Origin of the sequence: Chelativorans sp. AA-79 (assembly GCF_029457495.1) — a bacterium.
In the GTDB taxonomy this organism is placed as follows: domain Bacteria; phylum Pseudomonadota; class Alphaproteobacteria; order Rhizobiales; family Rhizobiaceae; genus Chelativorans.
Map to the genome: position 1 here is coordinate 776,723 of NZ_CP120361.1, position 26,130 is coordinate 802,852.

The 26,130-nt window shown below is 64.5% G+C and carries 23 protein-coding genes; 13 read left to right on the top strand and 10 right to left on the bottom strand.

All coding sequences use genetic code 11. From position 1 onward, the window contains the following. Positions 1-4: 4 nt before the first annotated feature. Entirely contained in the window at positions 5-538 is a 534-nt protein-coding gene (locus PVE73_RS03965) for a tripartite tricarboxylate transporter TctB family protein (RefSeq protein WP_277365701.1), read from the bottom strand. 66 nt (positions 539-604) lie between these two features. Further along, positions 605-1,633, bottom strand: coding sequence for a tripartite tricarboxylate transporter substrate binding protein (locus PVE73_RS03970; RefSeq protein WP_277365702.1), 1,029 nt, complete (start codon positions 1,631-1,633; stop codon positions 605-607). Between the two features lie 187 nt (positions 1,634-1,820). Here PVE73_RS03970 and PVE73_RS03975 point away from each other — a divergent pair, with 187 nt between their 5' ends. From PVE73_RS03975 to PVE73_RS04000, 6 genes are all read left to right on the top strand, one after another. Further along, positions 1,821-2,972, top strand: coding sequence for a Gfo/Idh/MocA family oxidoreductase (locus PVE73_RS03975; RefSeq protein WP_277365703.1), 1,152 nt, complete (start codon positions 1,821-1,823; stop codon positions 2,970-2,972). 10 nt (positions 2,973-2,982) lie between these two features. Then, positions 2,983-4,152, top strand: coding sequence for a dihydrodipicolinate synthase family protein (locus tag PVE73_RS03980; RefSeq protein ID WP_277365704.1), 1,170 nt, complete (start codon positions 2,983-2,985; stop codon positions 4,150-4,152). Positions 4,153-4,188: 36 nt separating this feature from the next. Beyond that, positions 4,189-5,016, top strand: a complete 828-nt coding sequence (locus PVE73_RS03985) for a sugar phosphate isomerase/epimerase family protein (protein ID WP_277365705.1) — start codon at positions 4,189-4,191, stop codon at positions 5,014-5,016. Between the two features lie 137 nt (positions 5,017-5,153). Beyond that, positions 5,154-6,446, top strand: a complete 1,293-nt coding sequence (locus tag PVE73_RS03990; protein WP_277365706.1) for an extracellular solute-binding protein — start codon at positions 5,154-5,156, stop codon at positions 6,444-6,446. Between the two features lie 83 nt (positions 6,447-6,529). Beyond that, positions 6,530-7,465 carry a sugar ABC transporter permease gene (locus PVE73_RS03995; protein ID WP_346772395.1) on the top strand — a complete coding sequence of 312 codons (936 nt, stop codon included), beginning with the start codon at positions 6,530-6,532 and terminating at the stop codon, positions 7,463-7,465. 109 nt (positions 7,466-7,574) lie between these two features. Beyond that, the gene (locus PVE73_RS04000; protein ID WP_277367335.1) at positions 7,575-8,348 is read left to right on the top strand and encodes a carbohydrate ABC transporter permease; all 774 of its coding nucleotides are present in this window, start codon (positions 7,575-7,577) and stop codon (positions 8,346-8,348) included. Positions 8,349-8,371: 23 nt separating this feature from the next. Here the strand turns inward: PVE73_RS04000 and PVE73_RS04005 are convergent, their stop codons facing one another. The 3 genes from PVE73_RS04005 to PVE73_RS04015 all read right to left on the bottom strand — a co-directional run bounded on the left by PVE73_RS04005 (position 8,372) and on the right by PVE73_RS04015 (position 11,145). Then, entirely contained in the window at positions 8,372-9,169 is a 798-nt protein-coding gene (locus PVE73_RS04005; protein ID WP_277365707.1) for an ABC transporter ATP-binding protein, read from the bottom strand. Then, entirely contained in the window at positions 9,166-10,050 is an 885-nt protein-coding gene (locus tag PVE73_RS04010) for an ABC transporter permease (protein WP_277365708.1), read from the bottom strand. The genes PVE73_RS04005 and PVE73_RS04010 overlap by 4 nt, the downstream gene beginning before the upstream one ends. Positions 10,051-10,191: 141 nt before the next feature. After that, a complete protein-coding gene (locus tag PVE73_RS04015; RefSeq protein ID WP_277365709.1) occupies positions 10,192-11,145 on the bottom strand; it encodes an ABC transporter substrate-binding protein in 954 nt (317 codons plus the stop codon). A gap of 343 nt (positions 11,146-11,488) precedes the next feature. On the opposite strand from PVE73_RS04015, the gene PVE73_RS04020 reads away from it, so the two are divergent. The 3 genes from PVE73_RS04020 to PVE73_RS04030 all read left to right on the top strand — a co-directional run bounded on the left by PVE73_RS04020 (position 11,489) and on the right by PVE73_RS04030 (position 14,386). Then, positions 11,489-12,499, top strand: coding sequence for an SIS domain-containing protein (locus PVE73_RS04020; RefSeq protein WP_277367336.1), 1,011 nt, complete (start codon positions 11,489-11,491; stop codon positions 12,497-12,499). Next, entirely contained in the window at positions 12,496-13,650 is a 1,155-nt protein-coding gene (gene nagA, locus PVE73_RS04025) for an N-acetylglucosamine-6-phosphate deacetylase (RefSeq protein WP_277367337.1), read from the top strand. Before PVE73_RS04020 ends, nagA begins: the two co-directional genes overlap by 4 nt. Positions 13,651-13,744: 94 nt before the next feature. After that, positions 13,745-14,386 (top strand): LysE family translocator, encoded by a 642-nt coding sequence (locus tag PVE73_RS04030; RefSeq protein ID WP_277365710.1) that lies wholly within the window; start codon positions 13,745-13,747, stop codon positions 14,384-14,386. Positions 14,387-14,397: 11 nt separating this feature from the next. On the opposite strand, the gene rlmN is transcribed toward PVE73_RS04030, so the two are convergent. From rlmN to PVE73_RS04055, 5 genes are all read right to left on the bottom strand, one after another. Further along, positions 14,398-15,627, bottom strand: coding sequence for a 23S rRNA (adenine(2503)-C(2))-methyltransferase RlmN (rlmN, locus tag PVE73_RS04035; RefSeq protein WP_277365711.1), 1,230 nt, complete (start codon positions 15,625-15,627; stop codon positions 14,398-14,400). Between the two features lie 219 nt (positions 15,628-15,846). Beyond that, positions 15,847-16,935, bottom strand: a complete 1,089-nt coding sequence (ugpC, locus tag PVE73_RS04040) for a sn-glycerol-3-phosphate ABC transporter ATP-binding protein UgpC (RefSeq protein ID WP_277365712.1) — start codon at positions 16,933-16,935, stop codon at positions 15,847-15,849. 72 nt (positions 16,936-17,007) lie between these two features. Further along, positions 17,008-18,144 carry a carbohydrate ABC transporter permease gene (locus PVE73_RS04045; protein WP_277365713.1) on the bottom strand — a complete coding sequence of 379 codons (1,137 nt, stop codon included), beginning with the start codon at positions 18,142-18,144 and terminating at the stop codon, positions 17,008-17,010. Then, a complete protein-coding gene (locus tag PVE73_RS04050) occupies positions 18,141-19,103 on the bottom strand; it encodes a sugar ABC transporter permease (protein WP_277367338.1) in 963 nt (320 codons plus the stop codon). Before PVE73_RS04050 ends, PVE73_RS04045 begins: the two co-directional genes overlap by 4 nt. Positions 19,104-19,463: 360 nt before the next feature. After that, complete coding sequence (locus PVE73_RS04055; RefSeq protein WP_277365714.1) at positions 19,464-20,819, bottom strand: ABC transporter substrate-binding protein; 1,356 nt, start codon at positions 20,817-20,819, stop codon at positions 19,464-19,466. A gap of 295 nt (positions 20,820-21,114) precedes the next feature. Between PVE73_RS04055 and PVE73_RS04060 the strand changes: the two genes are divergently transcribed. The 4 genes from PVE73_RS04060 (at position 21,115) to PVE73_RS04075 (ending at position 26,123) form a co-directional block, all read left to right on the top strand. Next, positions 21,115-22,233 (top strand): substrate-binding domain-containing protein, encoded by a 1,119-nt coding sequence (locus PVE73_RS04060; RefSeq protein WP_277365715.1) that lies wholly within the window; start codon positions 21,115-21,117, stop codon positions 22,231-22,233. An 873-nt stretch (positions 22,234-23,106) separates the two neighbouring features. Further along, positions 23,107-24,078 (top strand): zinc ABC transporter substrate-binding protein, encoded by a 972-nt coding sequence (locus PVE73_RS04065; RefSeq protein ID WP_277365716.1) that lies wholly within the window; start codon positions 23,107-23,109, stop codon positions 24,076-24,078. A gap of 14 nt (positions 24,079-24,092) precedes the next feature. Beyond that, positions 24,093-24,908 carry a metal ABC transporter ATP-binding protein gene (locus tag PVE73_RS04070; RefSeq protein ID WP_277365717.1) on the top strand — a complete coding sequence of 272 codons (816 nt, stop codon included), beginning with the start codon at positions 24,093-24,095 and terminating at the stop codon, positions 24,906-24,908. 3 nt (positions 24,909-24,911) lie between these two features. Continuing rightward, the gene (locus PVE73_RS04075) at positions 24,912-26,123 is read left to right on the top strand and encodes a metal ABC transporter permease (RefSeq protein WP_277365718.1); all 1,212 of its coding nucleotides are present in this window, start codon (positions 24,912-24,914) and stop codon (positions 26,121-26,123) included. The last annotated feature ends 7 nt before the right edge of the window (positions 26,124-26,130 follow it).

Here is a 26,130-nt window from a genome sequence, read left to right on the forward strand (position 1 = left end):
CGGGCTAGGGAAGCCGCACGAGGAAACCGTACTGGAAAACGAACGTGACGACCGCGCCGGTGACCAGGCCGAGCGAAACCGCCCAGATCGCTGCCCGTCCGGCGGGCTTGGGCGCCAGTGAAAGCCACGCCTCGAACACGAAGATGAAGACGGACACGAAAAGGGCGGTGGCAAGCCAGAAGGGCAGAAGCCCCACGAGGACGAGGGAATAGAGGAGCGCCAGGCCGGCGGCCACATAGGCCCGGCCCGCCTCCGGGGAGCGGAACAGGGCGAAAAAGTCGCCCCAGCCGCCTCTTCCGGCAATATCCAGCCACGATTTCACGGCCAGTCCTGCGCCGCAGACGGTAAGCGCGCCGCCCAGGAGGCCGGGCACGAGGCCGGGCACGGTGGCCGGGTGGATGCCGCGCACCTCGAGTCGCGGCATAATCCAGGAGAAGTAGACGATCGCCAAACCGAGAAGGGTGAAGACGCCGCCGGAGATCAGGTCCGCCCGGCCCATGCGCCGGCGCGAAGCTTCGGGAGCCGAAGTGTCGCTCATCATAGCCTCGTTTCGCTGTCGGCCGGCACCGTTTCAGGGAGCCGGCCGGCTTTGAAGGCCTTCGCCCTACATTTCCGTCTTGCTCTCGCAATCGATGCCGATCTCGGCGGGATCGACGACGGCTTCTCCCCGCTCCTTCACGGCGCAGGCCTCCTCGATCGCGACCGGCATGGCGCGGGCGCGGGCTTCATCGCCAAAGGAGGGCGCGAACACCGCACCATTGGTTTCGGCATATTCGCGCAGTGCATCCGAGGTCATGACCTTCTCCTGCCAGATGCGGTCCATGGTGGCCACGACCTCCTCCGGCACGCCGCGCGGAATGAAGATGCCGAAATAGTCCGGCGCGAGCGGCATGTCCGGCAGCCATTGCGTGATCGGCGGGATCGAGTCGGCACCCTGGATCGACAGCGGCTCGTCGCTGAGAACCGCCAGAGGCCTCAGCCTGTCGCCGCGGATCAGCTCCGCCTGCTCGACAGCAAGCTGCGTCGTCACCATGGCCTCGCCGGCTGCCGTGGCGATCGCGGCCGGGCCGCCGCCGTCATAGGCCACCATGCGGTATTCGAAGCCGCCTTCATTGGCGAGCGCGGCGATCGCCGTGCCACCCGAGGAGGTCACGCCCGCCGTGGCGACCGTGATCTCACTGCCACGCTCCTTGAAGGCCTCGAGCAACTGCCCGAAATCCTGGAATTCGCTGTCGGCGGGGACCGCGACCACGGGCACGTTGGCCACGGAAAGGTAGATGTGCCAGTCATCGATGTTCGTGTCGGGCACGAGCCCCGTCACCGAATAGGTCGCGTTGTTGGCGATGGCGTTGGCAGTCCAGGTGTAGCCGTCCTTCGGCGCGTTGAGCACTTCCTGCGTGCCCACGGCGCCCGAGGCACCCGGCTGGTTGACGACGACGACGGACTGGCCCAGCGCCTCGGCGATGATGGGTGCCGTCACGCGGGTCACCTGGTCGGTCGAGCCGCCGGCGCCCCACGGCACGATGATGTTGATCGGGCGCTCCGGCTTCCATTCCTGAGCGAGAACCGATGAAGCGGAAAAGCTGAACGCGGATGCAGCCGCGACGAGCGCAGCCCTGGCCAAAAGACCCATGATTTCCTCCCAAACTTTCAGTGCCGACGGACCTCTCCCGATCCGCGTGGCCAAAGACTGAAGCCAGTTCCGCGGCCTGTCAAGAAGTAAGTAACTGGTTAGTTCTCTTCCGCTCGCGGCCGGCTTGACGGACGTTCGGCTCTCCGGTAGGAAGTAACTGGATGGTTACAAATACAGCGGAGGAACCATGGCAGAGCGGCGCATCGGCATCATCATGCACGGAATCACCGGGCGGATGGGCTACAATCAGCACCTCGTGCGATCCATTCTCGCTATCAGAGACCAGGGAGGGCTGCAGCTTTCCGGCGGCGATCGGCTGATGGTCGATCCCATCCTGGTGGGCCGCAACCTCGACAAGGTCGAAGCGATCGCGAAGAAGCACGGGGTGGAGCGCTTCACCAACGATCTCGATGCGGCGCTCGCCAACGGGGATGACGAGATCTTTTTCGATGCGGGCGCCACGAAGATCCGCGCCGGGCTCCTGGAAAAGGCGCTTGCCGCAGGCAAGCACGTCTATTGCGAAAAGCCCACATCGGACGATCTGGAAGTCGCAGTCGACATTGCCAGAAAGGCGCGCGCGTCGGGGCTGAAGCACGGTGTCGTGCAGGACAAGCTGTTCCTGCCCGGTCTCATGAAGCTCAAGATGTTGCGCGATTCCGGGTTCTTCGGCCGCATCCTGTCCGTGCGCGGTGAGTTCGGCTACTGGGTGTTCGAGGGTGACTGGCAGAAGGCGCAGCGCCCCTCCTGGAACTACCGCAAGGCCGATGGCGGCGGCATCATCATCGACATGCTCTGCCACTGGCGCTACGTGCTCGACAACACCTTCGCGCCCGTCAAGGCTGTCTCGTGCCTGGGCGCCACCCATATCCCCGAGCGGGTCGACGAAGCGGGCAAGCCGTACAAGGCGGACGCGGACGATGCCGCCTATGCCACGTTCGAGCTCGAAGGCGGCATCGTCGCGCATATCAATTCCAGCTGGGCGGTGCGCGTGCGCCGCGACGATCTCGTCACCTTCCAGGTGGACGGCACGCATGGCTCGGCGGTGGCCGGCCTTCACAAATGCTGGACACAGCACCGGGTGAACACGCCGAAGCCCGTGTGGAACCCGGACCAGCCGCAGACCATGAACTTCTTCGACGATTGGGAGGAGGTGCCGGAGAACTGGCCGGCCGACAACGGGTTCAAGGTGCAGTGGGAGCAGTTCCTGCGCCATGTGGCGGAGGATGCCCCCTGGGCCTATGGCCTGGAGCAGGGCGCCAAGGGCGTGCAGCTTGCGGAACTCGGCCTCAAATCCTGGGCCGAGCGGCGCTGGCTCGACGTGCCCGAGCTCCGGTTCTGAGGAGGCTTTCATGCTGAACCTTCCCTACGCGGACGGCTCCGTCTCCGCTTATGAGGTGAAGAACGTCCCTGTCGAGATCGCCAAGCGCGATGCCGCGGGCTTCAACCGCATCGCCTATGCGGCGGCCCATGTGGTGGCCGATCCGCTGGCCGACAACGATCCCTGGCTCGCTCCCGCTATCGATTGGGACAAGACGATGGCTTTCCGTCATCACCTCTGGGATCTGGGCTTCGGCGTGGCGGAAGCCATGGATACGGCCCAGCGCGGCATGGGCCTCGGTTGGGCGGAAGCGCGCGAGCTCATCGAGCGGGCGCTGAAGGAGGCCCGCGGCCGGCCGGGCGTGCGCATCGCCTGCGGTGCCGGTACGGATCACCTGGCTCCCGGGCCGGACGTCACCATCGACGGCATCATCGCGGCCTATGAGGAGCAGATCGAAGCGATCGAGGCCCATGGCGGCCGCATCATCCTGATGGCGAGCCGCGCCCTTGCGGCAGCGGCGAAAAGTCCCGACGATTACAGGCGTGTGTACGACCGCATCCTTTCACAAGTGAAGGAACCGGTGATCATCCACTGGCTGGGCGAGATGTTCGATCCGGCGCTCGAAGGCTATTGGGGCGCGGCGGATCATATGGCGGCGATGGAGGTGGCGATCGACGTGATCGCTGCACACACCGACAAGGTGGACGGGATAAAGATTTCGCTGCTGTCGAAGGAGAAGGAGATCGTCATGCGGCGGCGCCTGCCTGAGGGCGTGCGCATGTATACGGGCGACGACTTCAATTATGCCGAGCTCATCGCCGGTGACGAACAGGGCTATTCGGATGCGCTTCTGGGCATCTTCGACGCCATCGCGCCGGCTGCCTCGGCGGCGCTCGCGGCATTGGGCGCAGGGGAAGAAAAACGCTTCTTCGAGCTGCTCGAGCCCACCGTGCCGCTCTCGCGCCACATCTTCAAGGCGCCCACCCGCTTCTACAAGACGGGTGTCGTGTTCCTCGCCTATCTGAACGGGCTGCAGGACCACTTCACCATGGTCGGCGGGCAGGAATCGGCGCGCTCGACGCTGCATCTGGCCGAGCTCTTCCGCTTGGCGGATGCCGGCCGCGTGCTGATCGACCCCGATCTCGCGGTCACCCGCATGCGGCAGGTGATGGCGGTGCATGGAGTGTCACAGCCGCGCTAGGCGGACGAAAGAGAAGAAGCTGGGAGGAACTGCATCATGAGCCTCGAGGGGCGTCTTTCGATCAATCTCGCCACCACGCGCGGGAGCTGGGGCTTCGCCGAGGCGGTAGACGGATGCCTCAGGCACGGCATTACCGCGATTGCCCCCTGGCGCGACCAGGTGGAGGCGATCGGCCTCGAGGAGGCCGCCCGCATCGTGGAGATGAACGGGCTCAAGGTGACCGGGCTCTGCCGCGGCGGCATGTTTCCTGCCGAGGACGCTGCCGGCCGGCGGGCCAGGATCGACGACAACAAACGCGCGATCGACGAAGCGGTGGCGCTCAAGGCCGATTGCCTGGTGCTGGTGGTGGGCGGACTGCCGGGTTCGTCCAGGAACATCGTCGAGGCGCGCAAGCAGGTGGCCGATGGCATCGCCGCTATCCTGCCCTATGCGCGGGAGAACGGGATGCCGCTGGCGATCGAGCCTCTGCATCCCATGTATGCGGCGGACCGGGCCTGCGTGAACACTCTTTCCCAGGCGCTTGACCTCTGCGTGGAACTGGGGGAAGGCGTGGGTGTGGCGGTCGACGTTTATCACGTCTGGTGGGACCCGCAGCTCGAAACGCAGATCGCCCGGGCCGGGCAGATGGGTGCAATACTTGCGCATCACATCTGCGACTGGCTGGTGCCCACCACGGACCTTTTGCTTGACCGGGGCATGATGGGCGACGGCGTCATCGATCTTCCCGGCATCCGCCGCATGGTGGAGGAGGCGGGCTTCCACGGTCCCCAGGAGGTGGAGATCTTTTCCAGGGACAACTGGTGGAGGAAGCCGGGCGACGAGGTACTCTCCACCTGCATCGAGCGATTCGACACCGTGTGCTGATCCGGCGAGCCGCGATTCTGCTCCTTGACAGGCGGACAGCGATGGGTCAGCTTTGTAACCACTTGGTTATTTGGGAGGTAGCCGGGTGACGCGCGCAGGAAAGTGCGGCTGCCCGGCAGATCAATGGGAGGAACGGCATGACATTCACCTTGAGCAGGCGAAGGGTACTTGCGGGCGGAGCGGCCGCCCTTTCAGCCTCGGCGGTTGGGCTTCCGCGCCTAGCCTTCGGCCAGGACACGCGGCTCCGGCTGATGTGGTGGGGCTCGCAGCCCCGCGCCGAGCGGACCATGAAGGTCAGCGACCTCTACATGAAGAACAATGCCGGCGTCACGATCGATGGCGAGACGGTCGGCTGGGACGATTACTGGCCGCGGCTGGCGACACAGGTGGCGGGCCGCAACGCGCCGGACGTCATGCAGATGGACTACCGCTATATCTTCGAATATGCCCGCCGCGGAACACTGGCGCCGCTTGAGGGCTACGTGCCAGACGTCCTCAAAGTGTCCGATTTCGACAAGGCTGCCCTCGATGGTGGATCCGTGGATGGCTCGCTCTACGGCATCAGCCTCGGCGCGAACTCCTCGGCCATGATGATCAATTCCGCCGCCTTCGAGGAGGCTGGTATCCCGATCCCGGACAATTCGCTCACCTTCGACGAAATGAAGCGCATCGGCGAGGAGATCACGAACGCGGGCAAGCGCCAGAATTTCTACGGCCTGTCCGACGGATCAGGCGTGGAACCCTTCTTCGAGAACTTCGTGCGCCAGCGCGGAAAGGCGCTCTATACGGCCGAGGGCGAACTTGCCTTCGATGCGGAGGATACGCGCGAATGGTTCGAACTATGGGCGGCCATGCGCGACTCCAAGGCTTGCGTGCCGCCGGATCTGCAGGCACTGGACAAGAACCAGATCGAGACGGGTATGGTTTCGCTCGGCCATGCAGCCGTCTCCTACGCCCATTCGAACCAGCTCGTGGGCTATCAGGCGATCAACAAAGAGCCGATCGTCATGCATCCCTATCCGCGCATCGAGGCCGGCGTGGGCGGTGGGCACTACCGCAAGCCCTCCATGTTCTTCTCGGTCTCCTCGCAGAGTGCCAATCCGGAAGCGGCAGCCGCCTACATCTCCTTCTTCGTCACGGATCCGGAGGCGGCGGCGATCCTGGATGTGGAACGCGGCGTGCCGGAATCGGCCGCGGTACGCGAACTTCTCAAGCCGAAGCTGGACGAAACAGGGGCGGCCGCGGTCGAATATATCGGCGGCCTGGGCGATCTTGCCGGCCCGCTGCCGCCCCCGCCGCCGCTCGGTGCGGGCGAGATCGACAAGATGCTGCTCCGCGTCAGCCAGGAAGTCGCTTTCGGGCAGCATACGCCCGAGTCCGGTGCAGAAGCTTTCGTAGCCGAGGCCCAATCGATCCTTTCACGCGGGTAAGCATAGACCGGTTCGCTTCCACCCTCCCGGCCAGGGCCAGGGAGGGTGGGCATCCGCGATAGATCGAGCGCGAAGTCATCGCCATGACGACCATCACCTCGCCGGCCACCCCGAGCACCCCGACGCGGGGATGGCTCGCACGCGCCTGGTCGCGAAATGGCGCCGGCTACATGTTCCTCCTGCCCTGGTTCATCGGCTTCTTCGGCCTCACGGCCGGGCCGGCTCTGGTGTCGCTCTATCTCTCCTTCACCGATTTCGATCTGCTGACCTCGCCGCGGTGGGTGGGCGCGGCCAATTATGTGCGCATCGCCACGGCCGACCCGCGCTTCGTCGCCTCGATGAACGTCACTTTCTTCTACGTGCTCCTGTCGGTGCCCCTGAAGCTTGCCTTCGCGCTGCTCGTGGCCATGGCGCTCAATCGCGGTATCCGCGGCCTGCCCTGGTACAGGGCGATTTTCTACCTGCCCTCCCTGCTCGGCGCTTCGGTGGCGATCGCCGTCCTTTGGCGCCAGCTCTTTGCCGGCAACGGGCTCGTCAACTCCTTCCTCGCCAATTTCGGCATCATCGGGCCGAGCTGGATCTCCAATCCCAATTATTCGCTCTATACGCTGGTCATCCTGTCGGTCTGGCAGTTCGGCTCGCCGATGATCATCTTCCTTGCCGGGCTGAGGCAGATACCGCAGGACATGTACGAGGCGGCATCCATCGACGGCGCATCGAAGTGGCGCCAGTTCTGGAAGATCACTCTGCCGCTCCTGACCCCGGTCGTGTTCTTCAATGCCGTGGTGCAGACGATCGAAGCCTTCAAGGCCTTCACGCCGGCCTTCATCATCTCGGGCGGAACCGGAGGGCCGATCAATTCGACCCTTTTCTACACGCTCTATCTCTACCAGGAGGCCTTCGGCTTCTTTCGCATGGGCTATGCCTCCGCGCTTGCATGGATCCTTCTGGTGATCATCGCGCTCTTCACGGCCTTTTCCTTCCTTTCCGCGCGCTACTGGGTGCATTACGATGACTGATCCCTCGGTTGCCGTTGCCGATGACGCCCGCCCAAGGGAGGGCCTGACAAGGCGGAAGGCTTGGGTCTCGACGGCGCTGCACGTGCTCCTGATCGGCGCTTCGATCCTGATGCTTTATCCGCTGCTCTGGATGCTTTCAGCGTCCTTCCGCCCAGAGGAGGAGATATTCAGCTCGACATCGCTGATCCCGTCAGCGGTCTCGCTGGAGGCCTATGTGCGCGGGTGGAACGGGCTCTCGGTCGATTTCGGCACGTTCTTCTGGAATTCCTTCGTCATTTCCGTCCTGTCGGTCATCGGCAATCTGATGGCTTGCTCGCTCGCCGCCTTCGCCTTTGCCCGGCTCGAATTCCGCGGGCGCAATTTCTGGTTCGCGATCATGCTGGGCACGCTGATGCTGCCCTATCATGTGACGCTGATCCCCCAATACGTGCTCTTCCTCAACCTCGATTGGGTGGGCACGAACCTGCCGCTGATCGTGCCGAAATTCCTGGCGGTCGACGCGTTCTTCATCTTCCTCATGGTGCAGTTCTTTCGCGGGATTCCGCGTGAGCTCCACGAGGCCGCACTCATGGACGGATGCAGCGCCTGGCGCATCTACTGGAAGGTGATGCTGCCGCTGTCCCTGCCGGTGCTCGCCACGGCCGCGATCTTCACCTTCATCTGGACCTGGGACGACTTCTTCGGACCGCTGATCTATCTCACGGACATCCGCGAATATACCGTGCAGCTCGGGCTGCGCTCCTTCGTCGACTCCTCCAGCCAGTCCGACTGGTCGGGCCTGTTCGCGATGTCGATCCTGTCGCTGCTGCCGGTCTTCTTCTTCTTTCTGTTCTTCCAGCGGCTTCTGATCGAAGGCATCGCCACGACCGGCATGAAGCGGTAGGAGCCAGCCGGCCGGAGACCGGTTCAGCCGATACGGAGCGAATCGTCGTCGAGCTCCGCACCGCCGCGCACGCGGCGGAACATCTCGACGAGGTCGTCCACCGTCATGTCCCTGCGGCGGTCGCCGGTGATGTCGAGGACGATGAGTCCCTCGTGCAGCATGATCGTGCGCGTGCCGAGGTCGAGTGCCTGGCGCATGGAATGGGTCACCATGAGGGTGGTCAGGCGATGGGCGCTGACGAGGCGCTGCGTGAGTTCGGCAACGAATTCCGCCATGCCTGGATCGAGGGCTGCCGTATGCTCGTCGAGCAGCAGCACCTCCGCTTCCGCCAGCGTGGCCATGACGAGCGAGAGCGCCTGCCGTTGACCGCCGGAAAGCAGGCCCATCCGGTCGCCCATCCGGTTTTCGAGATTGAGGCCGAGTTCGGCCACCCGGTCACGCAGCGCGCGGCGCCGGCCGGCTTGAAGAGCTAACCGGAAACCCCTCCTTGCTCCCCGCATAGAGGCGAGGGCCAGGTTTTCCTCGATCGAAAGTTCGGCGCAGGAGCCGGCGAGCGGATCCTGGAACACGCGGGCGACACGCGCCGCCCGCTTGGCGGGCTGCTCCCTCGTCACATTCCGGCCGCCGATCTCTATCGTGCCGTTGCGCGGGATAACGTCGCCGGCGATGGCGGCGAGCAGGGTCGACTTGCCGGCACCGTTCGAACCGATGACGGTGGCGAACTCGCCCTCGTTCAGCACCAGATCGATGCCGGCGATCGCCCGCCGCTCCAGCGGCGTGCCGGGGTTGAAGGTGACGTGCAGGCCCTTGACGGAGATCATCGTGCGACCCTCCTGCCGGCGCGCAGCCTGGGCAGGATGAGCGCAAGCGCCACGAGAACCGCCGTGACGAGGTTGAGATCCGACGGTTTGAGGTAAAGGAGATCGGCGGAAAGCGCCAGCTGTACGGCGATGCGATAGATGACGGAGCCGATCACGCAGGCTGCGAGCGCGATCAGCATCGCGCGGCTGCGGAAGAGTGTCTCGCCCACGATAACGGAGGCGAGACCCACCACGATCGTGCCGACGCCGGAGGTGACATCGGCGAAGCCCGAGACTTGCGCGAAAAGCGCGCCGGCGAGGCCGGTGAGCGCATTGGAAAGCCCCATCCCGACATAGATCTGACGGCCGACATCCACGCCGTTGGCGCGCGCCATGCGCGGATTGGCGCCGGCCGCCCGCATGGCCAGCCCGAAATCGCTGCCGAGGAAGCGCGCCAGAAGCAGTACGGCGATGATGATCAGGACCGCGAGCACGAGCGGGCGGACGAGGTGATCCGGCAGGCCGAGGTCGTAGAACGGGGTGATGACCGTGTCCCGGTTGAGCACCGCCATATTGGGGCGCCCCATGATCCTCAGGTTGACGGAGAAGAGCGCGATCATGGTGAGGATGGAGGCGAGCAGGTTGAGGATGCCGAAGCGCACGTTCAGAAACGCCGTCACCAGGCCGCAGGCGGCACCGCCGAGCGCGGCGATGAAACAGGCGAGCCAGGGGTTCCAGCCGGCCGTGAGCGCCACGGCGGCGACCGCGGCACCCAACGGGAAGGATCCGTCCACCGTCAGGTCCGGGAAGTCGAGGATGCGGAAGGCGAGGAAGACGCCAAGGGCGACGAAGCCGTAGACGAGGCCGAGTTCGACGGCGCCCCAGAACGCAATGGCAGACATCAGAAGGAAGAACCCCGCAATCGTAAAAATTGCACACCCCGGTGGCGCGAAGCACCCGCGAGTGCAAGCAAAAAAATGAACTGCGGCCGGAAAACCGGGTGAAAAGCGGCCCCCTGCCTCAGGCGAGGGGCCGCATGATCGCTATTCGATCACCTTGGAAGCGCGGTCGAGCACCGCCTGGGGCAGGTCAACGCCCATGGCTTCGGCCGCCTTGCGGTTGACGACGAGATCCGTCCCGGATGCGAAGGTGACCGGGATCGTGCCGGGATTCTCGCCCTTGAGCACGCGGACGACCACCTCGGCGGTCTCCTTGCCCACCTGGTAGTAGTTGAAGCCGACCGAAGCGAGTGTGCCGCGCTCGACCGAATCCGTATCGCCGGAGACGAGCGGGATATCGTTCTCCTCCGCGACGCCGATCAGGGATTCGAGCGCTGAAACGATCGTGTTGTCGGTGGGCACGTAGAGGGCCTGCACCTTGCCGACGGCACTGCGGGCAGCCGCCTGCACGTCGGCCGACTTGTTGGCCGGCGCCTCGACCACGGAGAGGCCCTGCTCCTCGGCGGCTTTCTTGAAGAGGTCGAGAAGCACCACGGAATTCGCCTCGCCAGGGTTGTAGACGAAGCCGATGCTCTCGGCGTCCGGAACGAGCTCCTTGATGAGCGCCACGTGATCGGAGATCGGCGACAGGTCCGAAACGCCGGTCACATTGCCGCCCGGCTCCTCGTTGGACTTGGCCAGGCCGGCGGAGACCGGGTCGGTGACCGCAGTGAAGACCACCGGAATGTCGCGCGTGGCCGCTGCCACCGCCTGGGCGGAGGGCGTGGAGATCGGGACGATCACATCCGGATTGTCGCCAACGAATTCTCGGGCGATCTGGGCGGCCGTCGCAGTATTGCCCTGGGCCGACTCGTAGGTGAATTCGAGGTTTTCACCTTCCTTGTAACCGGCCTCGCCCAATCCGTCGCGCACGCCGTCACGCACGGCATCCAGCGCCGGATGCTCGACGATGGCCGTCACCGACACTTTCACGGTCTGGGCAGAGGCTGCCGTCGCCAGGGCGAGGCTCGCCGCGGCAAGCAGAAGGATCTTTCGCATGTATCGCTCCCTAATCTTGTGTCTTGTGTTCAGTCTTTGCCGGACAACCCCCTCCGGCCCGGTCATGCGGAAGAATTCCGCGGCTTTGAACGCATTTCTTTAAGGGATGAGGCGAGGGTTCGTCCAGATGGAGAAAGCCGCCACAGGCAAAACTTCAGGCTGCATTGCGGGCCGGCGTGGTCTTCTCATGGCAATGTCACCGGGGCCATGTACAACACGTCAGCGATGCTGCTGGTGGGGCATCGATTTGACCGGGGCACTTGTATTGTGCATTGGTATCATATTGGTTCCTATGCCCGGGGCATGATGAAGTGGAGATGAAGCGGTGAGTGGACGATCGCTGATGTTTCAGGAAACGGACGAAGCGGCGGAAGCCGTCAGCAGGCTCCTGCAGCGGGAGGAGAAGACATTTTCGGAAATCGGCCGGCTTATCGCGGAGCGGCGCCCGCCGGTCGTCACCGTTGCAGCGCGCGGTTCGTCCGACCATGCGGTCAGCTTCTTCAAATATCTGTTCGAGATCTCCTGCGGGATCCCGGTGGCGTCCATCGGGCCATCCGTCGCGTCGGTTTATCGCGCCTCGCTCCGGGTGCCGGGCGGGCTGCACATCACTGTCTCGCAGTCGGGCGCAAGCCCGGACATCATTGCCGTGCAGGACGAGGCCAAGCGCGGCGGTGCGCTGACGGTGGCGATCGTCAACGTGGCCGAGAGCCCGCTCGCGGATACGGCCGACATCGTGCTGCCCATCCATGCGGGCGAGGAGAAGAGCGTGGCGGCGACGAAGAGCTTCATCGCCTCGGCCGCCGCGCTGGCTGCGGTGACCCGGGCTGCATCGGGCAGCGAGGCGCTCGCGGCGGGGCTTGCGCGCCTGCCCGAGGCGCTGCGGACCGCCAGCGACGCGGATTACGAGCCGGCGCTGCCGTTCCTCCTCAAGGCGCAGTCGCTGTTCACCAGCGGGCGCGGGCCGGGATTTGCGATTGCTCTGGAAGCCGCGCTCAAGGCGAAGGAAACGGCGAAGCTCCACGCGGAGGCTTTCTCGCTGGCTGAACTGATGCACGGGCCGATGCAGCTCGTGGAGGAAGGTTTTCCCATCCTCGCCTTCGCGCCGGATGACGAGGCGCTCCCCTCGAGCGTTGCGGTGATGGAGCGTTTGCGTGGGATGGGCGCACGCATCGTCGCCTTCTCCTCCCGTGAGCTCGGGCAGGACACGATTGCCGTGCCCTCGACGGGTTATGGTCAGCTCGACCCGCTGGCGGCGCTGGCCGCCTACTACCGCCTGGTCGAGCGGCTGGCGCGGGAGCGCGGGTTCGATCCGGACACGCCCGACAAGCTCAAGAAGGTCACGGAGACGATCTGATGGAAAACACCGTCCTCGCCGGCGCGCGCCTGTTCGATGGCGAACGCTTCTTTGACCGGCACGCCCTCGTCGTGGAAGGCGGGCGGGTAAAGGCCATCGTGCCGGAGGCGGAGGTTTCCGGCAAGGTGACGCGGCTGGAGGGCGGGATCCTGGCCCCGGGCTTCGTCGACGTGCAGGTGAACGGCGGCGGCGGGCGCCTGCTCAACAATGATCCCACGCCGGAGACCTTCTTCGTCGTCGCGCGGGCGCATCGGACATTCGGCACGACGGCGCTGCTGCCCACGCTGGTCACCGACACGCGCGAGGTCACGCGCAAGGCGGTCGAGGCCGCGGTCGAGGCAGCCAAGGCGGACGAGGGCGTGCTCGGCATCCATCTCGAAGGGCCGCATCTGGCGCCCGCGCGGCGCGGGGCGCATCTGGCCGAGCTCATGCGGCCGGTGGACGACGTCGATCTCGATCTTCTTTGCCGGGCGGCGGGCGGCATGCCCGTGCTGCACATCACCGTTGCCGCGGAGCAGGTGACGCCACAGCAGGTTGAGCGCCTGGCGAATGCCGGCGTGGTCGTCAGCCTCGGCCACACCGATTGCACGAGCGAGGACGCGCGGCGTCTCTTCAATGCGGGTGCGCGCGGAATCACGCATCTCTACAACGCGATGAGCGGGTTGACGCATCGCGCACCGGGATTGGTGGGGGCCGCCCTCGATGCGGGCGATGTCTGGGGCGGCATCATCGCCGACGGGCATCACGTCGACCCTGCCGCGTTGCGTATCGCCCTGCGTGCCAAGCGCGGGCCGGGCAGGCTCTTCCACGTCACGGACGCCATGGCGCTGGTGGGCAGCAACGCGGAAAGTTTTGAACTCAATGGGCGCACGGTCCGGCGCGAGCCTGGCGAGGTCTGTTCCAAGCTCGTGCTGGAGGACGGGACGCTGGCGGGTTCCGATCTCGACATGGCGTCGGGCGTGCGCTTCGGCGTGCAGGTGCTGGAACTCCCAGTCGAGGAGTCGCTCAGGATGGCCTCCGCCTATCCGGCGACCTATCTCGGGATCGAGAAGGAGCGAGGCTTCCTGAAGCTCGGCTGCCGGGCTGATTGCATCCACCTCACCGACGACTTGCGCGTGCAACAGGCCTGGATTTCGGGCAGGGTAAGGTGACCCGGCAGGAGCTTTCCGGACGGGAATGTCGGCTCTGGTCTATCGAGGAAGGTCGGGCTAGTTTGCCGTCACACAGCATGTGAGGGAAGTCGCGATGGATTTCGTTCCCGATACCATCATCATCCTGCAGTTCGCGGTGGCGGTTTTCGTGCTGGCGATCACGCCCGGGCCAGACATGACGCTGTTCGTCGGGCGCGCGCTGTCGCAGGGGCGGGCGGCGGGGTTTGCCTGCATGTTCGGCGCCATGACGGGCATTGTGATCCACACGGCGCTTGTTGCGCTGGGCTTGTCGGCGCTGCTCGTGGCATCGCCCACGGCCTTCTGGATCCTGAAGATCTTCGGCGCGGGCTATCTGGTCTGGCTCGCCTGGCAGGCGCTCCGCCACGGCTCCGCTTTCAATCCGGAGGCACGCACGGGCAAGCAGGCTTCGCTCTTCAAGAACTGGGCCACCGGGCTTGGCATCAATCTGCTCAACCCGAAGATCATCCTCTTCTTCATGACCTTCCTGCCGCAGTTCGTCTCGCCGAGCGATCCGCATGCGCCGGGAAAACTGTTCTTCCTCGGCGTGCTCTTCATTCCGCTGTCGCTGCCCATCGTCGCGCCCATGGTGATCGCGGCGGACAAGTTCGCCGGGCTTCTGCGGAAGAGCCCGACAGTGACACGCGTGGTGGACTACCTGTTTGCCGGCGTATTCTCCGCCTTCGCGCTGAAGATCCTGACAGCCCAGGCGCGGTAAGGGCGTGTGGCTCAGGCCTCGCCGTGGCCGGCGATCATCATCGCCTCGAGCTTCAGGCGCTCCGTCTTCTTCATGCGCTCCGACGCCGATTTGAGCTGCCCGCAGGCGGCGAGGATGTCGCGGCCGCGCGGGGTGCGGATCGGCGAGGCATAGCCGGCGCGGTTCACCAGCTCGGCGAATTTCTCGATCTGCTCCCAGTCCGAGCATTCATAGGCGCTGCCCGGCCACGGATTGAACGGGATCAGGTTGATCTTGGCCGGAATGCCCCGCAAGAGCCGCACCAGCTCGCGGGCGTCCTCGAGGGAATCGTTGACGCCCTTCAGCATCACATATTCGAAGGTGATGCGGCGGGCGTTCGACAGGCCGGGATAGGCGCGGCAGGCGTCGAGCAAATCCTTCAGCGGGTATTTCCTGTTGATGGGCACAAGCTCGTTGCGAAGCTCGTCGCGCACCGCATGCAGCGAGATCGCCAGCATGACGCCGATCTCTTCGCCGGTACGGTAGATTTCAGGGACGACACCAGAGGTGGAAAGCGTGATGCGGCGCCTGGACAGCGACAGGCCTTCCCCATCCGAGGCGACGAGAAGCGCCTGCTTGACATTCTCGAAATTGTAGAGCGGCTCGCCCATGCCCATCATGACGATGTTGGTGACCTTGCGGCCTTCGGCCGGAACGATCGCGCCATCGGGCGTGTCGGCATCCGGGAAGTCGCCGAGGCGATCACGGGCGACCAGAAGCTGGTCGAGGATTTCGCCGGCCGTCAGGTTGCGCACCATCTTCTGCGTGCCGGTATGGCAGAAGGAACAGGTGAGAGTGCAGCCGACCTGCGAGGAGATGCAGAGCGTCCCGCGGTCCTCCTCGGGGATGTAGACCGTCTCGACCTCGACGGGACGGCCGGCGCCACGCGGCGGAAAGCGCAGAAGCCATTTGCGCGTGCCGTCCTGCGAGATCTGCTCTTCCACGATCTCCGGCCGCGCGATGGTGAAGTGCTCGTCGAGGGCGGCCCGCAGTTCCTTGGAAATGTTGAACATGCGGGAGAAATCGGAGACGCCGCGCACGTAAAGCCAGTGCCACAATTGGCGCACGCGCATGCGCACCTGCCGCTCGGGCACGCCGATGGAGGCGAGCGCGCCGGCCATCTCCTCGCGCGACAGGCCGATGAGCGCCTTCTTTTCCGCCCGCATGTCGGTGCGCAGGAACGCACGGCTTTCAGGGGTCGATGTATCGATCGTCAGGGTCATGATGCTCTAACATATAGGGCGGCACCCAGGCCGCCCGCTACTCTTGCGGGCGCTCATAGCACAAGAGGCGCGCGTGGTCACCCTTTGCCGCATTTGGTGCGATGATATCCGCTTACGCGGCACATATAGGCCTAAATTCTTGATCGCCGGCGGAAGCATCCATGCCTGAACGTCCGTGCGGTAAGACGATCGAATGAGAAACCGATCCGCACCTGCCCCTCACAGATAAAGCAGAGAGCGGCCCTTCTCGTTGAAGAGATGCATCTTGCCGGGCTGCGCTTCCAGCGAGACGATCTCTCCCCGGGCGAATTTCTGCACTCCCGGCAGCTTTACGACCATCGGCTGCGGCGCGTTCTCGACATCGAGATAGACGTTCGTGACCTCGCCCAGGGATTCCACGATGTCCACGCGGCCGTCGATCAAGCCGCTGCCGTTGGAGGCGATCGTCAGGTCCTCGGGCCGCACGCCGAGATGGATTTCCTGACCCGTCATTCCGGCGGGCGAGGGGATGGGCAGGTCGGCCTTGCGCTGCCCGAGCGAGATGGTCGTCTGCTCGCCGGCCTTCTCGATCCGGGCGCGCTGCACGTTCATGGCGGGCGAGCCGATGAACTGGGCGACGAAGAGATTCGCCGGTCTTTCGTAAAGCTCGATCGGCGCCCCGACCTGCTCGATATCGCCGGCCGAAAGCACGACGATGCGGTCGGCCAGCGTCATGGCCTCCACCTGATCATGCGTCACATAGATCATGGTGGAGTCCGGCATCGACTCCTTGAGCTTGGCGATCTCGATCCGCGTTGCGACGCGCAGGGCGGCGTCGAGATTGGAAAGCGGCTCGTCGAACAGGAACACCTTCGGGTCGCGCACGATGGCGCGGCCGATCGCGACGCGCTGGCGCTGGCCGCCGGACAGCGCCTTGGGCAGGCGGTCGAGGTAGGGGGTCAGCTGCAGGATCTCCGCGGCTGCATGCACGCGCTTCTCGATCTCCGCCTTCGGCGCCTTGGCGATCTTCATGCCGAAAGCCATGTTGTCGTAGACACTCATATGCGGATAAAGCGCATAGGACTGGAACACCATGGCGATGCCGCGCTGCGACGGAGGGATGTCGTTCACCCGCTCCTCGCCGATATACATGTCGCCGCCGGTGATGGTCTCCAGTCCCGCGATCATGCGCAGCAGCGTGGACTTGCCGCAGCCCGACGGCCCCACAAAGACGACGAACTCGCCCGTCTTGATCTCCAGGTCGATGCCGTGGATGACCTCGGTCGCCCCGTAATTCTTCTTGATGTTCTTCATCAGAACGCCGGCCATCAGTGCTCTCCCCGGTTGCCCACGATGTTTCTTCCTGCCGAATGAACAGTGATGTCGCCATCCATGCCGCGGTCACCCTCCCTTCACGGAGCCCGAAAGCAGCCCGCGGACGAGGTAGCGCTGCAGCGCGAAAAAGACGACGATCGGCACCACGATGGCGACGAAGGCCGAGGCGGTGAGGATTTCCCAGTCGCCGCCGCGCGAACCGAGCAGTTCGCGCAAACGTCCCGTCAGCACGAGTTGCTCTTCATTGTTGCCCAGGAACACGGTCGCGATCAGAAGATCGTTCCACACCCACAGGAACTGGAAGATTGCGAAGGAGGCGAGCGCCGGGAAGGAAAGCGGCAGGACGATCTTGCGGAAGATCTCGAAATCCGAAGCTCCGTCCACTCTCGCGCTCTCGATGATCTCACGGGGCAGACCGGCGATGTAGTTGCGCAGGAGATACACCGCGAGCGGCAGGCCGAAGCCCGTATGGGCGAGCCAGATGCCGATAAAGGATTTTCCGACCCCGATGTCGTTGTAGAGCCTCAGGAGCGGAATCAGCGCCATCTGCAGCGGCACCACGATCAAGCCGACGATGGTGGCCAGAAGCAGCGCCCGGCCGGGAAACTGCATCCAGGAGAGCGCATAGGCCGCATAGGCCGCGATCAGGATGGGGATCACCGTTGCGGGTATCGTCACCGTCAGCGTATTGATGAAGCTCTGGCCGATCCCTTCGGAGAACAGCACGCGCTCGTAGTTCTCGGCGGTGAATTTCGGCGCCTCGAGCGACGTGACGAAAAGGCGCTGTCCGCGGCCGCCCTCCGGCTGTTCCGGATAGGAGATCACGTAGTCGCCGTTTTCCTCCACGGTCATGGTGCCGCCGCCGCGCATCTCCGCGGTGGCACCGGGCTCGAACTCGCGCGGCCGCTGGATGGAGGTGCCGAAGGCGCTTATGCTGCCGGAGCCTTCTGCGAAGACATTGCCGCGCAGCACCCATTGCCCGTTCTCCTCGACCGCCTCCTCCGGCGGGGCGGAGCGGGCCACGATGTTGCGCTCGGCGGAAGTCAGCGCCGTCCACCAGCCGCTGACGACGAGTTGGTCCCGGTCGCGGAAGGAGGAGACGAGGATGCCGAACGTGGGGATGGTCCAGACCGCCACGAGCAGGAGGACCGCGAGGTGAACCGCCCAGGTGAGCGCGGGGCGGGTGCCGACTGCCGTGCTCATCGCGTTCCCTTTCTTGCCTCGCGGACGTTCCAGATCATGATCGGTACGACCATGATCATGATGACGAGCGCAATGGTGGAGGCGCGGCCGAAGTCGAGCCCGCGGAACATCCAGTCGAACATGTAGTTGGCGAGCACCTGGGTGCCCCACTGGCCGTTCGTCATGGCGATCACGATGTCGAAGACCTTGAGGACCAGGATGGTGATCGTCGTCCACACCACGGCGATGGTGCTCCAGATCTGAGGAACCTTGATCTTGTAGAAGATCTGGAAAGGCGAGGCGCCGTCGATGATCGCCGCCTCGATGGTCTCTTCCGGAATGCCGCGAAGGGCCGCCGAGAGGATGACCATGGCGAAGCCCGTCTGGATCCAGATCAGCACCACCATGAGGAAGAAGTTGTTCCAGAGCGGAATGGTGAGCCAGGCCTGCGGCTCGCCGCCGAACGAAGTGACGATGGCGTTCAGGAGGCCGATCTGCCCGGAGCCGGCCGGACGGTAGTCGTAGATGAATTTCCAGATCACGCTGGCGCCGACGAAGGAGATCGCCATGGGCATGAAGATCAGGCTCTTGGCGATATTGCCCCAGCCGATGCGGTCGGTAAGCGTTGCCGCGATCAGGCCGAAAAACGTGGCGGCGGTGGGCACCACGATGAGCCACAGGATGTTGTTGCGCACACTTTCGCGGAAGGCGGCGTCATGGATGAGCCAGTTGTAGTTGTAGCCGCCCACCCAGTGCTCACCGTTGGGGCCGTGGAAGCTCAGAACGATCGAATTGACCACCGGGTAGACGAGATAGATGCCGAGGATGATGATCGCGGGACCGAGGAACAGCCAGGGCCGGATGGCGTTCGCCTTGGTCAGGTTGGCCGCGACATTTGCGCCCGTGCCCGGATAGATCGTATCCAGAAGCCTGTTCGAGCTCCAGAAATAGCCGAAGCAGGCGGCGACCCCGAGCACCATGACGACGAGCGCCCAGAGCAGCTTGGAGTCCGGCAGGAGGAGCGCGATGAGCGTGTACGCGGCGAGCGCGATCACCACACTGACGGCGAGTCCGGCCGCCATGACGGCAAGCGTGACGATGACTGTGGACAGGATCGAGACCAGCTTCGACTCGGCGGCGGCCGGTGCCCGTGTTGCTTGTGACAGTGCCACTTTTCTCCCTCCCGATCGGGCCGGGTCGCGCGCCGGCCGGAGGTTTTTTCTTGTATTGTTGTTCTACTTCTTCGTTCCTGTCCTTGCCCTCCTTGGGGCCTACAGGTGATGAGTTTAGCGCCGGGGCGGGCCGCCCGGCAATGGCGGCTCGCCCGTCGGTTCAGTGCGTCACTTGATCGCTTCCCAATCCTGCTGGATCTCGTCCGCCGCCTGCTGGGCCGATTTGCCGCCGACGAAGTCCACCATGCCGGTCCAGAACGCGCCCGCGCCGACGCGGCCCGGCATCAGGTCGGAGGCATCGAAGCGGAAGGTCGTGGCGCTGGTCAGGATGTCGCCCTGGTTCCTGAGCGGCTCGTTGGCGTAGGCCTCCGGGTTGGCGCCCTTGAAGGGCGTCAGGAACCCCGACTGCGCCATCCAGACCTCATGCGCGATCGGCGTCTTCAGGAATTCGACAAAAGCACGCGCCGCTTCCGAATCCGAGGTGATCGCGACGATGTTGCCCGAGCCCAGGACCGGCCTGCCGAGATCCTTCTCCGCATAGGCGGGCATGTAGAAGAAGTCGGCATCGACGCCCACTTCCGTCCCCTCGGGAAAGAAGCTGGGAATAAACGAGGCCTGGTGGTGCATGTAGCAGCGCGGCGGGGAAGAGAAGAGGCCCGCCGGGCTGTCGCGGAAGTCCGTGGAGACAACCCCTTCGGTGCCGCCGGCGACGAAATCGTTGTTCTTGGCGAACCAGCCGAATTCCTCGATCGCGCCCACGACGCGTTCGTCGTTGAAGGGGATCTCGTTCGTGACCCACTGGTCGTAGACCTCGGGTGGCTGGGTGCGCAGCATCATATCCTCAACCCAGTCGGTCGCCGGCCAGCCCGTGGCGGCGCCCGCGCCGAGCCCGATGCACCAGGGCGTGCCGCCGTCGGCCACGATCTGCTCGGTGAGAGCCTTCAACTCCTCCATCGTCTCGGGCACCTCGTAACCGGCGTCCTCGAAATTCTCGGGCACGTACCAGACCAGCGACTTCACATCCGCCTTGTACGGGAGAGCATAGAAGGCCTCGGTTCCGTCCTGGCCCTCATAGGTGCCGAGATCGGCCCAGGAATCGCCGGCGGCATAGTTTTCCCTCACCCAGTTCGCCGTCTCCTCCCCGAGGGGGATGAGATGGCCTTGGGAGGCGAGATTGTCGGCGATGCCCGGCTGCGGGAAGATGGTGATATTCGGGGGGCTGCCGGCTTGGATGTCGATGATGATCTGCTGCTCGAAGGAATCGGAGCCGGAATAAGTCGCGTCCGCCCCCGTCGCCTCCTCGAAATAGGCGAGCACGGACTCGAAAAGCTCTCGTTCGGGGCTCAGCCAATCGGCAAAAATCGTCAGGCTCTGGCCCTCGAGGTCGTATTTCGCCTTAAAATCCTCGAAACTCTGCCAGTTGAAACGGTCGTCTTCTCCCGGCGCAAATTTGAGATCCTGCGCCAGGGCGGTGCTGCAGGCAAATATCAGCGCAGCCGCGCCGGCAATCGTCCATTTCTTCATCACTTCCTCCACATGGGCCTCTGCTCGCCAAGACCCGGCAATCCATCCATTGCGGGCTAACAAGCGGCCCGCCCGCTCGTCTCTCAAAGCTCAAAGCGCTTTGAGAGTGCGTAGCATCCCGCCTCCGCCTTGACGAGTCAAGTCGGCCGACATGGAGAATGCTTTTGCCGCAGTGCGGAAAGAACTTCTGTAATTCAACGTCGTATTGAGCGGGTGCAGCATGGTGAGGCCTTGATTTGTCCAAGGCTTCACGCGAATACTTCCCAAAGCGCTTTGAACCCAGGTGGTTTCATCATTGGCACGCGAGACGATCAATCTGCGCAGGCTGGCGGAGGTGCTGGGCGTGTCCCAGACCACCGTTTCGCGCGCGCTCAACGGTTTTCCGGAGGTGAACGAGGCAACCCGGGCGCGCGTGGTCGAGGCGGCACGTCGGTTGAACTATCGCCCCAGCGCGAGCGCGGCCAGCCTCGCCACGGGTAAGGCCCGCACCATCGGCCATGTGGTGACGCTCGGCGAGCATATGATGATGAACCCGCATTTCACGGATTTTCTCGCCGGAGCCGGGGAAGTCTATTCACGCTACGGCTACGAGTTTCTGCTGCGGGTCGCGGCGCCCGGCGATGAAGCGGACGTCTACCGCGATCTGGTGAGCCGCGGGCGGGTGGACGGGATCGTGGTGCACGGGCCGTTGACCGTCGATCCGCGCATCCCGTTCCTGAAATCCCTCGGCGTGCCCTTCGTGGTGCACGGCCGCTGCGGAGAGGATCCGGAGAGTTATTCGTGGCTTGACGTCGACAACCGCCGCGCTTTCATGCGAGCCACGGAGTTCCTCACCGACCTCGGCCATCGCCGAATCGCCCTCGTCAACGGGATCGAGGCGATGAATTTCGCAGACCGCCGCCGCCAGGGCTATGAGTCCGCACTTGCGGCCCGCGGCATCGCGCTCGATCCGTCCATCATGTTCAGCGCCGACATGGTCGAGCCTTACGGCTACCACGCCGCCAAGGAAATGTTCTCGGGCAGTGGTCCGCCCACCGCCGTCCTGGTGTCCAGCATCCTGCCCGCCATGGGAATCATGCGCGCGCTCGCGGAGATGGGGCTCCGTCCGGCGGCCGATCTCTCCATCATCGTGTTCGACGACTGCCTCTCGTTCCTGCAGCCGGCCAATGAAACGCGACCGCAGGGCATTTCCTATTTCACCGCCATGCGTTCCTCCATCCGTCAGGCCGCCCGCCGGGTGGCGGAACTCCTTCTGGAGCAGATCCAGGCACCCGGCGGCAAGCCAAAGCACGAATTGTGGGAGGCCGAGCTCGTCATCGGCCAGACGACCGGGCCCCATGCGCCCGCCGGCGACCTTCCACTGCCCGCCCGCGGGGGAGAGGCTCAAGGTCGCTTCCGCACCCGCTCGGCTTAGAAGATCAGCGCTTCTGCATTGGAAGAACCAGCCCCGAGGCTGCTGCTTCGGCGGTATCTCGTTCACTTGCATTCGGTCGCTCAGGCACCTGGATTGCTTATGCGCCACCCAAGTCAAACGAAATCGATCTTGCACCTGCGCGCTGCCGGAAGCATAAAGAAGGGGTTACGGCCCCCGGCATGGCAGCCGTAACCCCTCTCTGGGCTGTGGTGAGTGATAATTGTCGCGTCCTGAAAACTGGTCCCAGATCCATATCGCTTGGTGTAGGCGGAGATGCCTGCGGGCATCTCGGCTTACTCAACGGATGCATCAGCCGCATCTTTGACCCGCCGATCCGGAGAAACGACTCCTTGGCTCGTCGGTCTCCGCGCTGATGCAGGAAAATGTCTACGTCATCAAAAAGCTGATTCGCTCCACCAATCTCGTAAACAGACGTATTGCAGCTCGCGTCGACAAGTCCTCCCTGATATCGAGAAACCGTATTTTACACCGTTATCGCAGCATGTGACGCCAGCGACTCATGGCCATATTCAACATATCCCTCTAACTGAACCGTTGTTTGTTTATAGTCGAATTTAGCTGTTTCGCATTCGGTGGGCCCGATGTTGCCGGTGGCCGGCTTCGCTCGCTCAGGTGGATCGATCACCTGATAAGCAGATGCGGCTCGCTGCGCCGGCTCCCTCTCCTTGCCGTTCCGCGCTCTCCGATTCCGTTCGGACGACTCATGCGGCCGTCGTCTCGAATCGCGGACCGTCGATTTTCACTTGCAAATGGTTTGCAACTGCATTAATTGTCTGGAACAAGCTCCGCTGCAAAGGAGTTGGTGAAGATCTTTGTTGCAAATGGAATGCAAAACCAGAAGGGCGTGGAACCATGGCAGACAGGGTGCGGCGTTCGCTGCTTGTATTGGCCGGGCTGCTGGCGATGATGCCGGCGTATGCCGGCGCGGCGATGGCGCAGGAAAAGCTCAAAGTCGTCGCGACCACCGGGATGATCGCCGATGCGGCGCGTCAGGTGGGCGGGGATCAGGTCGAGGTCCAGGGCCTCATGGGGCCGGGGGTGGACCCCCACGCCTATCGCCAGACGCGTACCGACATCCTGGCCATGGCCAAGGCCGATCTCGTGCTTTGGCACGGGCTCTATCTGGAGGCCCAGATGGAGGATTTCATGAAGACGCTGGGCGCCCGGCGCACCGTGGTGGCCGTTGCCGATGCGCTTCCGCGTGATCTCCTGCTGTCGCACGACGTCTACCAGAATCGTTATGATCCCCATGTCTGGATGGATCCCGACCTGTGGTCGCGGGTGGTGGTGGTGGTGCGGGACGCGCTGATTGCGGCTCACCCTGAAGGAGACGCACAATTCCGTGCCAATGCGGAACGGCATCTCCAGGAGATCGCAGCGCTTTCCGACTATTCGAAGAAGGTGCTCGCGACCGTGCCGGAGCAAAGCCGCGTGCTGGTGACCGCGCATGATGCGTTCAAATATTTCGGCCGCGCCTATGGTTATGACGTGCTGGGCATCCAGGGCATCTCCACGCAGAGCGAGGCGGGGCTGAGCCGTGTGTCGGAACTGGTCGATACGCTGGTGAACCGGAAGATCCGCGCCGTCTTCGTGGAATCCTCCGTTTCGGACAGGAACATGCGCGCGCTCGTGGAGGGCGCCGCGTCGAAGGGCTGGAAGGTCGAGGTCGGCGGACAGCTTTTCTCCGACGCGATGGGCCGCGAGGGCACCTATGAAGGCACCTATATCGGCATGATCGACCATAACGTCACGGCAATCACGCGGGCGCTGGGCGGGGAGGCGCCGGAGCGCGGCATGCTGGGCCGCCTTGCGGCCGCGAGTTGAAGGAGAAAGCCCGGATGAACAACGCGGCGATCGAGATCGCAAGCACGGAAGGACGCAGGGTGGCTGCTCCAGCGCCCGCCGAGAGCCCCCTCGCCATCCGCGAGCTCACGGTCTCCTATGGTGAAAAGCCTGCGGTCTTCTCGGTGGATGCCACGGTCCCGGCCGAATCCATGACCGCCATCGTCGGGCCGAACGGTGCAGGCAAATCCACGCTTTTGAAGGCCGCACTCGGCATCGTGCCGCGCCTTTCGGGCCGGGTGCTCGTGTTCGGCAAGCCGCTTGCGCAGGTCATGCACCGCATCGCCTATGTGCCGCAGCGCGCCTCGGTGGACTGGGATTTCCCCACCCGAGTCATCGATGTGGTGCTGATGGGGCTCTACCGGGAACTCGGCCTCCTGCGCCCGGTGAGCCGTGTACATAAGGAGCGGGCGCTCGCCTGCCTCGAGCGCGTCGGCATGGCGGATTTCGGCGACCGTCAGATCGGCCAACTCTCCGGTGGGCAGCAGCAGAGGGTCTTCCTGGCCCGCGCCCTGGCGCAGAATGCCGATCTCTATCTGCTCGACGAGCCTTTCGCCGGCGTTGATGCGGCCACGGAAAAGGCCATCATCGACGTGCTGAAGGCGCTCAAGGCGGAGCACCGGACGGTGGTCTGCGTGCATCACGACCTCGCCACCGTCACCCAATACTTCGACCATATCCTGCTCATCAACATACGCAGGATCGCCGAGGGACCGGTCGCGACGACCTTTACGGCCGAGAACCTGCAGAAGACCTATGGCGGGCGGCTCGCCACCACCCATATCGACCAGCTGAAGCTGCCGGCGGCCTGAGCCATGCTTGCCGCCTTTCTCGACGCGCTCGCGCTGCAGGCCGGCTACAACGCCGCGCTGGTGGCGATCGGCGCGGCGCTGCTGGGCATCGCGGCTGGCGCCGGCGGCACCTTCCTCTTCCTGCGCAAACGGGCGCTGGTGAGCGATGCGGTCGCCCATTCCACGCTTCCCGGCGTCGGCATCGCCTTCATGGTGATGGTGGCGCTCGGGGGGGAGGGGCGCAGCCTTCCCGGCCTCCTCCTGGGCTCGGCCCTTTCCGCCGCGGCGGGGCTGTTCGCGGTGCAATGGATCGCGAGCCGCACCCGGCTCGCCGAGGATACGGCCATCGGCGCGGTGCTCTCGGTGTTCTTCGGCTTCGGCATCGTGCTCCTCACGATCATCCAGACCATGTCGAGCGGCTATCAGGCAGGCCTCGAAGGATTCCTGCTCGGCTCGACCGCCGGCATGCTCTTCAACGATGCGGTGGTGATCGCGCTCGGCGGCGGGCTTGCCGTCTTCTTCGTCCTTCTTCTGCGCCGCCCGATGACGCTCGTCGCCTTCGACCCCGAATTTGCCGCCTCTTCCGGCATCGATGTGCGGCGGATGGATCTGGCCATGATGGGACTCGTCATGGCGGTCACCGTCATCGGGCTCAAGCTGGTCGGGCTCATTCTCGTGGTGGCGCTGCTCATCATCCCTCCGGTCACTGCCCGGTTGTGGACGGACAGGACCGAGCGCGTGATCCTTGCGGGCGGCTCTATCGGCGGGCTCTCCGGCTATGTGGGGGCGGCGCTGTCGGCGTCCGCGCCCGACCTGCCGACCGGGCCCATCATCGTGCTGGTGGGCTTCGGCTTTTTCGTGCTTTCTCTGCTTTTCGCGCCGGCGCGCGGGGTGCTCGCCTCCTTCATCCGGCATCGTCAGTTCCAAATCCGCGTGCATCGGCGGCAAGGTCTCCTGGCGCTCGCCCGCGGCGAGGCGATCTTCGACAGGCTCACCCTCTCCGTGCTCAGGCGCGAGGGGTTCATCCGGCAGGATGCGGTGGCCACCGGAGACGGCAAGGCTGCCGCCGCCAAGACGCTGCGCGACGAGAGCCGCTGGGCCGTTGCCCGGCAGCTCTACGAGGATGAGGCGGTCTCGGCCCGCTATGACGGGCTGACGCCGATCGAATCCGTCCTGACGCGCGACGAGATCGCGGAGATCGACCGGCGGATCGGCGGGCCGGCGGTGGTGAATTAGGAGAGCT